Below are 9,087 nucleotides of genomic sequence, written 5' to 3'. Positions count from 1 at the left end.
CTCTGACAATTATCCTAACACACAGGGCGGGCAGTGTCCTGGAAAAAGCGTATTTTATATATTTCTTCATTTCTCTATTTCCTTTTATGATGAAGTAAAGTTTGACATACTCCATTTATAATATCAAGTTAATAAGAAAAAAGCAAATAAGTACAGCCTATTAATGGGGATAGAAATATTTTATGAGGCATAGATTGTAGACACTTTTACCAAATTACTCTATAATTTATAGAAATATGCAATTTTTGTATCTTGAAATTGCATGTTTATCTTGCATTTAAAATGATAGTGTGGTAAACTGCTAACAAAGCGCAGGGTATGTGTTCAATCAATAGTTACCTAGGCACATATCTTTTAAGGAGGAGATTTTTATGAAAAAAGCAAAGAAAGCAGTTGCTTTTGCACTTGCCGCAGCAATGGTTGTTGGTCTTGTCGGATGCGGCGGCAGTGGCAGTACATCTACAACAGCAGCTGCAGGCGAATCTTCAGCAGAATCGACAGCAGCAGAATCAGGCAGTGCAGCTGCAAGCGGTGATGACCTGAACGTTATGTTGGAGACACCTGTTCAGTCATTAGACCCACAGCAGGCGACAGATGGTACTTCTTTTGAAGTTATTGCAGACTACACAGATGGTCTGATGCAGATGGATTCTGATGGACAGGCTGTGCCTGCAATTGCAGAATCTTATGAATTATCAGATGATGGATTGACTTATACTTTCCATCTTCGTACAGATGCAAAGTGGAGTAATGGCACCCCTGTAACAGCAGCAGATTTTGTATTTGCATGGCAGAGAGCTGTTGATCCGGCTGTCGCTTCTGAGTATGCTTATATGCTCAGCGATATCGGCCAGGTTAAGAATGCAGCTGAGATTATTGCAGGTGAGAAGGATAAGAGCGAATTAGGTGTTACAGCAGTGGATGACAATACACTGAAGGTTGAACTGAATGTTCCTGTCAGCTACTTCCTGTCACTGATGTACTTCCCTACATTCTATCCTGTAAATGAAGAGTTCTTCAATTCATGTGGGGATACATTCGGTACAAGCCCTGAAACAGTTCTTTCTAACGGTGCTTATGTTCTGGATGATTATCAGCCGGCAGCAACAGCATTCCATTTAACAAAGAATGCAGATTACTATGATGCAGACAGAGTCAAACTTGCAGGTCTGAATTATCAGGTTATCCAGGATTCACAGCAGGCACTGATGAGCTATCAGAATGGTGACCTTGATATCACATTGGTTAACGGCGAACAGGTTGACCAGGTAAAGGATGATCCTGAATTCAAGACAATTGGTGCCGGTTACCTCTGGTATGTCAGCCCGAATATGTCAGCTGTTCCGGAACTGAATAACCAGAATATCCGTATGGCTCTGACAATGGCAATTGACCGTGAAGCAATTACAAATGATGTATTAAAGGATGGTTCACTTCCTACATATACAGCAGTACCTATGCAGTTCGCAGCAGGTCCTGACGGTTCCGATTTCTCTGAAGACCAGACAAAGTTCTCAGATGTATGCGCATTTGATGCTGAAAAGGCAGCTGATTACTGGAAGAAGGGTCTTGAGGAACTCGGCGAAACTGAAATGACACTTGAGATGATTGTTGATGCAGATGATGCACCTCAGAAGGTTGCTCAGGTTCTTCAGGAGCAGTGGCAGCAGACACTTCCTGGTCTGACAGTTTCTATCAAGGTTGAGCCTAAGAAACAGAGAGTACAGGATATGCAGGACGGCAACTTCCAGATTGCCCTTACAAGATGGGGTCCGGACTATGCTGATCCAATGACATATCTTGGTATGTGGATCACAGGCAACTCCAACAACTACGGTCTGTGGAGCGATGCAGATTACGATGCAATTATTGCTGAGTGTACAACCGGTGACCTTTGTACAGATGCAGAAGGACGTTGGGCTAAGATGTATGATGCTGAGAAGATTGTCATGGATCAGGCTGTTATCTTCCCACTTTATACACAGAGCAATGCACAGATGCAGTCTTCAAAAGTTACAGGTATTGATTTCCATCCTGTAGCCCTGAACCGTGTATACAAAGACACAGTTAAATCTGAATAATCAGATTTGGCTGGCATGATTTGACTGAAATTTTGCGGCCGCACTGAAGATGATTTTAGTGCGGCCCTTTGGTTTACACGAATAATGCGTGAAACTCGCGAAGCGTGTTTCATTGAGCTTTGAAGCAAGGAGACACTAAAGATGAAGAAATATACTTTAAAAAGAGTTCTTACAGCCATCTTCACGCTTTTGGTAATTTTACTTGTATTGTTTATCCTGATGCAGCTAATGCCGGGTTCTCCTTTTAATGATGAGAAACTGAATGCGGATCAAAGAGCTGCCCTTTATACTAAGTACGGATTGGACCAGCCGGTTGTGGTACAGTTTTTCAGGTATGTAGGCAATATGCTGCGTGGTGATATGGGCGTAAGTTATAATATTTCCAAAAACACACCGATTTCACAGCTGATTCAGACAAGACTTCCAATTTCGATTGGAATCGGCGGACTGGCAGTTACAATTGGTGCAGTGGCAGGACTTTTGCTGGGATTGCTGGCAGCGTTGAAGCATGATACAATCTGGGATTCTCTGGCAACGGTTCTGTCGGTTATCGGTGTATCGGTCCCGTCGTACGTATTTGCGCTGGCACTCAGTTATACCTTTGGTTTTCGCTTAAGTTGGTTCCCAATGCTGTTCTCAGCAAAGGATGTTTTCGGATCCAGTGTTTTGCCGAGTATATCATTGTCCATGTTTACGATGGCATCGATAGCCAGATTTACCAGAAGTGAGATGTTGGAGGTTATGGGAAGTGAATATATGCTTCTGGCGGAGAGCAAAGGTCTTTCAGGACCGACACTGATCATCCGTCATGCACTGAGAAATGCTTTAATCCCTATTATCACGGTATTAGCGCCGCTGATTGTTGACCTGATGACCGGTTCACTGGTTGTAGAGAAGATTTTCGCTATTCCTGGTGTCGGAAGTCTTCTGGTCAGCGCGATCCAATCCAATGACTATAATGTTGTTATCGCACTGAGCTTTATTTATTCGGCACTGTATATTGTGATTATGCTGGTGGTAGATATTCTGTATGGTATTATTGATCCGAGAATTAGACTGGCAAAGAATGGAGACTGATAAATATGAGAAAAGTAAAAGAATCAGCAGCAGTTCAGCCGGCAGCAGCATATATACCGGTCGATTCCGATTTTGTATTAAAGGATAATGCGGCGGCTATCCAGATTGATGAGAACTTTGCTGCACAGAGCTTCTGGAAAGATGTTTTTATCCGCTTTTTCAGAAAAATCAGTGCAGTTGTGGGTCTTGCTCTGATTATTGTGATTGCTGCGCTGGCCATTGTCGGACCGAATATGAATGACTATAACTATTCTGATCAGAATCTGAGTCAGAAGAATTTTGCGCCAAGAGTAAAGGCTCTGGAAAAATACGGTATTTTTGACGGCAGCGAAGCCATGAAGAGTACGACTGGCACAAAGAAGATTAACTATTATATTGATAAAGGTCTGGAGGACGTCTATTACTGGTTCGGCAGTGATAATTTCGGGCGTGATATCTGGACACGTACCTGGGAAGGTGCAAGGGTTTCATTATTGATCGCCGTTGCAGCGGCAATTATTGATATGATCATCGGTATGTGCTATGGTTTGATCTCAGGCTATTTCGGCGGTAAGACGGATATGGTGATGCAGCGAATATTGGAGGTGGCCAATAGTATTCCGAGACTGGTTATCTGTACGCTGCTGCTGCTTGTATTAAAGCCGGGTATGGTGACCATTATTTTTGCCCTGATGCTGACAGAGTGGGTCGGCATGAGCCGTATTGCACGTGCAGAGATGCTCAAGCTCAAGGAGCAGGAATTTGTTCTTGCATCAAGAACATTGGGTGCCGGCAGCTTCTTCATTATTTTCAAAGAAGTGTTGCCGAATATTATTGGACCGATTATTACACAGGTTATGTTCTCCATACCGACAGCTATTTTTACAGAGGCATTCTTAAGCTTTGTAGGCCTTGGTATTCCTGTACCGCAATGTTCACTTGGTTCACTGATTTCTGATGGTTTCAACAGTTTTACGACGCATCCGTATCAGATTATTCCTCCGATTGTAGTGATGGCACTGCTGATGCTCAGTTTTAATCTGGTAGCGGACGGCCTGCGTGAAGCACTGGATCCGAAGATGAAAGAAATGTAATTGGCGAAAGGAGAAGAGAAGTATGCCAGAAGCAAAAGAAAAAATTCTTCAGATACGGGATCTTGATATTACCTTTCGTACAACGGCAGGCCCTGTTCATGCGATTCGTGGTGTCAATATTGACCTGTATAAAGGAGAAACAGTAGCCATTGTCGGTGAATCCGGTTCAGGTAAATCTGTCACAATGAAAGCGGCCATGGGTATCCTGGCCTCAAATGCGACAGTAACAAACGGTTCCATCGAATATACATACCGCAATGATGGCGGCAACATGGAAACCGTCGATATCCTTAAGAAGGATAAAAAGTGGATTCGACGTAATGTCAACGGCAAACGTATTGCCATGGTTTTTCAGGACCCGATGACCAGTCTGGACCCAACCATGTCCATCGGCAAACAGATTATGGAAGGCATGATCTGGCATTATAAGACACCGAAAGCAGAGGCCTGGAAACGTTCTGTGGAACTGCTGAAGGAAGTTGGTATTGAAGATGCCGAGAAACGTATGAAAAACTATCCGCATCAGCTGTCAGGGGGTATGCGTCAGCGTGTGGTTATCGCTATTGCCCTGTCCTGTAATCCGGAACTGCTGATCTGTGATGAACCGACAACAGCGCTGGATGTAACGATTCAGGCGAAGATTATTGAATTAATCCGTAAAGTACAGAAAGAAAGAGGAATTTCCGTTATTTATATTACCCATGATTTAGGCGTTGTGGCAAAGGTCGCAGACTATGTCAATGTTATGTATGCCGGAAAGATTGTAGAAAAAGGATTAATTAATGATATTTTCTATGACCCGAGGCATCCGTATACCTGGGGTCTGCTGTCAGCCATGCCTGATCTGGAAACAGATGATGAACGTTTGTATACCATTCCGGGTTCGCCGCCAAATCTGCTGCATGAGAAGCCGGGAGATGCCTTTGCACCACGTAATAAATATGCACTTGTGCTGGATGACAAGGCGGACCCGCCGATGTTCAGGATCTCAGATACCCATTATGCAGCAACATGGCTGCTTGACCCGCGTGCACCGAAGGTAGAGATGCCGGAAGAGTTGAAGACACGTCTTGAAAGAATGAAGAAGGAGGCTGAGAAGTATGGCAGTGAATTATGATGCAGCCCCAATTCTTAAAGTTGAAGGCCTCAAGCAGTATTTTAAAGTCAGTAAGAAATTTACAGTCAAAGCTGTGGATGATGTTTCTTTTGAGATTTATCCGGGAGAAACTTATGGCCTTGTAGGAGAATCCGGTTCTGGTAAGTCAACGATTGGACGAAGTGTTATTCGTCTGTATGATCCGACTGCCGGTAAGATTACTTTTGACGGAACTGATATCAGCGGCAGATTGAGCAGCAAGGACAACGAGATGCTTCGCACACAGATGCAGATGATTTTCCAGGATCCGATGGCTTCACTGAATCCGAGAAAGAGAATTGGCGATATCATCAGCGAGGGGTTGGATATTCATCATACATGCAGCAGTCATGCAGAACGTGACAAAAAGGTCAAAGCCATTCTTGAAAAGGTCGGCCTTTCACCGGAACATGCGACACGTTATCCGCACCAGTTTTCAGGTGGTCAGAGACAGCGAGTCGGCATTGCCCGTGCGCTGATTATGGACCCGAAGCTGATTATCGCAGATGAATGTATTTCAGCCCTGGATGTATCCATTCAGGCCCAGGTTGTCAACCTGATGAAGGATATCCAGCAAGAAACCGGGGCCGCTTATCTGTTTATTGCTCATGACCTTTCCATGGTCAAATATATCTCCGACAGGATTGGCGTTCTGCATTTGGGACACCTTCTTGAAACAGGAACAACAGAAGAGATATTCAGTCATCCGATACATCCTTATACACGAAGTTTGCTGTCAGCGATACCGGCGCCAAACCCTGTTGTGGAAAAACAGCGTAAGGCTGAAACCTATGACTATAAGACATCAGGCATTGATTATAACAAAGGTACATCACACCATGTAGGCGGTAAGCACTATGTGAAATGTACGGATGAAGAATTTGCACGATGGCAGTAAGCTGTGCATAAAAAATTAGAAAAGTCCTTTCTATGTAACTGCTGAACGTCTACCAAAAGTCAGACCTAAAATCTGACGATTGGGAGGATGCTTCAGTTCATTTACAGAAGAAAGGGCTTTTTTTTATGCCCGGGGACTGGTACAATAGATACAAAACGGTATAAATGAAAATGATATGGAGAGATAAAGAATGAGCGAAGCAGCAGAGATAACGATTAAAGGGCTTTCTGATCTGGCGGTGGGGACTTATCTGCTGGTGGATGTCAGGGATGCCATTTCTTTTGGCTATGGGGCCATTCCGGGCGCAGTCAGTATGCCGGATATTGTTGAGCAGGCTGAAGCCGGAAAGTTGGCAAAGGATAAGAAATATATATTATATTGCATGAAAGGCATGAACAGTGCGAGGCTGGTGCCGAAACTGCGCGAACTGGATTATGATGCCGTGAGTCTGTCGGGCGGTTACAGTGCATGGCTGATGGCAAGTTTTGGCGGTGATGACAAGCAGGAGGAGATTGAGAAGAGTCTCCGTAAAGGCCGTTTTCACAAAGCACTGTTCAGCAAGTTTGCCAAGGCAATCAATACCTATGATCTGATACAGCCGGGGGACAAGATCGCGGTCTGTATTTCAGGCGGCAAGGATTCCATGCTGATGGCGAAATTATTCCAGGAATTGAAACGCCACAACAAATTTCCATTTGAGCTGGTGTTCCTTGTGATGGACCCGGGATACAGTGAAGTTAATCGAAAGTTAATAGAGAATAATGCCCGGATTATGGGTGTGCCGATTACAGTTTTTGAATCCCAGATTTTTGAAGCAGTATATGATATCCAAAAGTCTCCATGCTATCTGTGTGCAAGAATGCGCCGCGGCCATCTGTATAATAAGGCAAAAGAACTTGGGTGCAATAAGATTGCATTGGGGCATCATTATGACGATGTCATTGAGACCATTTTGATGGGGATGCTTTATGGTGCTCAGATACAGACCATGATGCCGAAGCTGCACAGCAGTAATTTTGAGGGTATGGAACTGATTCGTCCGATGTATTTGATTCGTGAGGAGGATATTAAGCAGTGGCGTGATTTAAACGGTCTGCATTTTATCCAGTGCGCCTGTCGCTTTACAGACACCTGCAGTTCCTGTCGTCCGGACGGCACATCGGCCTCCAAGCGCATGGAGATTAAGCAGTTAATCAGTGAACTGAAGAAAGTGAACCCTTTTGTAGAGGGCAATATTTTCAAGAGTGTGGAAAATGTCAATCTCAGCACGATTATTGCCTATAAGCAGAACGGACAGGTTCATCATTTCCTTGATACTTATAATGACCAAAAGGAATAGGAGGAAGCAGGATGGCTTATAAAATCATATGTTACGGTGACTCCAATACTTATGGTGCCTGCGGTTTTGCCGGCGGACGACATCACGCAGATATCCGATGGACTGGCATCCTTCAGAATTCTGGTTTATATGACGTTGTGAATCTGGGGGAGAACGGACGGGAGATTCCGTCGGATCAATGGGAACTGAATGAATTGACGGAGATTCTGCGCCGGGAGGGTGATTTCGATCTGCTGACAGTGATGTTGGGAACCAATGATCTGCTGACCATGGTTCGCTCCGGCAGTGCCAAGGTGGCCGTGCGGATGGAACAGTTCCTGACAGAATTTCTTCAGGTACAGCCAATGGTCTGCAGACCGGAACAGGTGCTTTTAATTGCGCCGCCGTCTACGGCTCTTGGTGAGATGGCGCCGTCATCCACCGGTTTGGATGAGGCTTGTCGTGAGCTTGGGGATTATTATGCGGATATTGCAGAGAAACTTCATCTTCATTTTGTTAATGCATCTGTCTGGCCTGTCGAACTGGGGGCTGACGGGGTACATATGACGGCAAAGGGACATCAGATTTTTGCCGAAGAATTGAAAAAGGTATTGGCTGACATTTTCTAAATACAATACCCCCGCTGTCCGGTGGACAGCGGGGGTATGAATGTCGGTCAATACCTTTTTAAACGACTATAAATTTATTGCATCACACCAACTTCATCAGGAACGATGACGTCAGCATCTGTGCATGCCAGAATATCTTCGACTGTATATCCCGGCGCAACTTCGCGGAGAACGAGACCTTCCGGTGTGACTTCAAAATAACATCTTTCAGTAACGATATCTGTGACGCACTGATAGCCTGTCAGAGGCAGTGTACATTTCTTAAGAATCTTGGACTGACCGTTCTTCTCGCAGTGATCAGTTGCAACGATAATCTTCTTGACACCGGCACAGAGATCCATGGCGCCGCCCATACCAGGAACAAGTTTGCCAGGAATCGTCCAGTTGGCAATGCTGCCTTCCTGATCGACCTGCAATGTACCAAGAACAGCTGCGTCAATGTGACCGCCGCGGATGAACATAAAGGAAGTTTCGTTATCATAAACGCTTCCCCCAGGAATGATGGAAGCAGGTTGACCACCGGCATCGATACAGTCGATGTCAACGTCGTCCCAGCTTGGAGAAGGACCACTTCCGACCGTTCCGATTTCGGCTTCAAGCCAGAGCTCTACGCCTTCAGGAAGATAGTTCACACACATCAGAGGAACACCGATACCAAGATTTACAAAATCACCATTTTTAAAGAATTTCGCGCAGCGGGATGCAATGAGTGCGCGTCCGGTTAATTCTGCCATTACTTATTCCCTCCTTCTGCCTTTTCTCTTGCTTTGGCTTCTGCCTTAGCCTTTGCACGCTGCCACATTGGACACAGTGGACGTTTCTCGCCTGTGCGCACATAGACCATATCAACAATAGGTGCAGGTACGTGAATCTCTT

The 9,087-nt window shown here is 44.9% G+C and carries 8 protein-coding genes; 7 read left to right on the top strand and 1 reads right to left on the bottom strand.

Features of this window, described 5'->3' with window-relative positions:
• Positions 1–371: 371 nt before the first annotated feature.
• The 7 genes from WMO25_RS10475 to WMO25_RS10445 all read left to right on the top strand — a co-directional run bounded on the left by WMO25_RS10475 (position 372) and on the right by WMO25_RS10445 (position 8,211).
• Positions 372–2,081 (top strand): peptide ABC transporter substrate-binding protein, encoded by a 1,710-nt coding sequence (locus tag WMO25_RS10475; protein WP_349085280.1) that lies wholly within the window; start codon positions 372–374, stop codon positions 2,079–2,081.
• Between the two features lie 141 nt (positions 2,082–2,222).
• Positions 2,223–3,158 (top strand): ABC transporter permease, encoded by a 936-nt coding sequence (locus tag WMO25_RS10470; RefSeq protein WP_349085279.1) that lies wholly within the window; start codon positions 2,223–2,225, stop codon positions 3,156–3,158.
• 5 nt (positions 3,159–3,163) lie between these two features.
• Positions 3,164–4,231, top strand: a complete 1,068-nt coding sequence (locus tag WMO25_RS10465; protein ID WP_349085278.1) for an ABC transporter permease — start codon at positions 3,164–3,166, stop codon at positions 4,229–4,231.
• A gap of 22 nt (positions 4,232–4,253) precedes the next feature.
• The gene (locus WMO25_RS10460; RefSeq protein ID WP_349085276.1) at positions 4,254–5,348 is read left to right on the top strand and encodes an ABC transporter ATP-binding protein; all 1,095 of its coding nucleotides are present in this window, start codon (positions 4,254–4,256) and stop codon (positions 5,346–5,348) included.
• Positions 5,332–6,264 (top strand): ABC transporter ATP-binding protein, encoded by a 933-nt coding sequence (locus tag WMO25_RS10455; RefSeq protein ID WP_349085274.1) that lies wholly within the window; start codon positions 5,332–5,334, stop codon positions 6,262–6,264. The genes WMO25_RS10460 and WMO25_RS10455 overlap by 17 nt, the downstream gene beginning before the upstream one ends.
• 190 nt (positions 6,265–6,454) lie before the next feature.
• On the top strand, positions 6,455–7,603 hold the full coding sequence (locus tag WMO25_RS10450; RefSeq protein WP_349085273.1) for a PP-loop family protein: 1,149 nt from the start codon (positions 6,455–6,457) through the stop codon (positions 7,601–7,603).
• Between the two features lie 11 nt (positions 7,604–7,614).
• On the top strand, positions 7,615–8,211 hold the full coding sequence (locus tag WMO25_RS10445) for a GDSL-type esterase/lipase family protein (RefSeq protein WP_256166923.1): 597 nt from the start codon (positions 7,615–7,617) through the stop codon (positions 8,209–8,211).
• Positions 8,212–8,285: 74 nt separating this feature from the next.
• On the opposite strand, the gene WMO25_RS10440 is transcribed toward WMO25_RS10445, so the two are convergent.
• On the bottom strand, positions 8,286–8,945 hold the full coding sequence (locus WMO25_RS10440) for a 3-oxoacid CoA-transferase subunit B (RefSeq protein ID WP_117539229.1): 660 nt from the start codon (positions 8,943–8,945) through the stop codon (positions 8,286–8,288).
• Between the last annotated feature and the right edge of the window lie 142 nt (positions 8,946–9,087).

This window comes from Coprococcus intestinihominis (assembly GCF_040096555.1).
Classification (GTDB): domain Bacteria; phylum Bacillota; class Clostridia; order Lachnospirales; family Lachnospiraceae; genus Coprococcus_A; species Coprococcus_A intestinihominis.
This window is presented reverse-complemented; position numbering and strand designations above follow the sequence as displayed.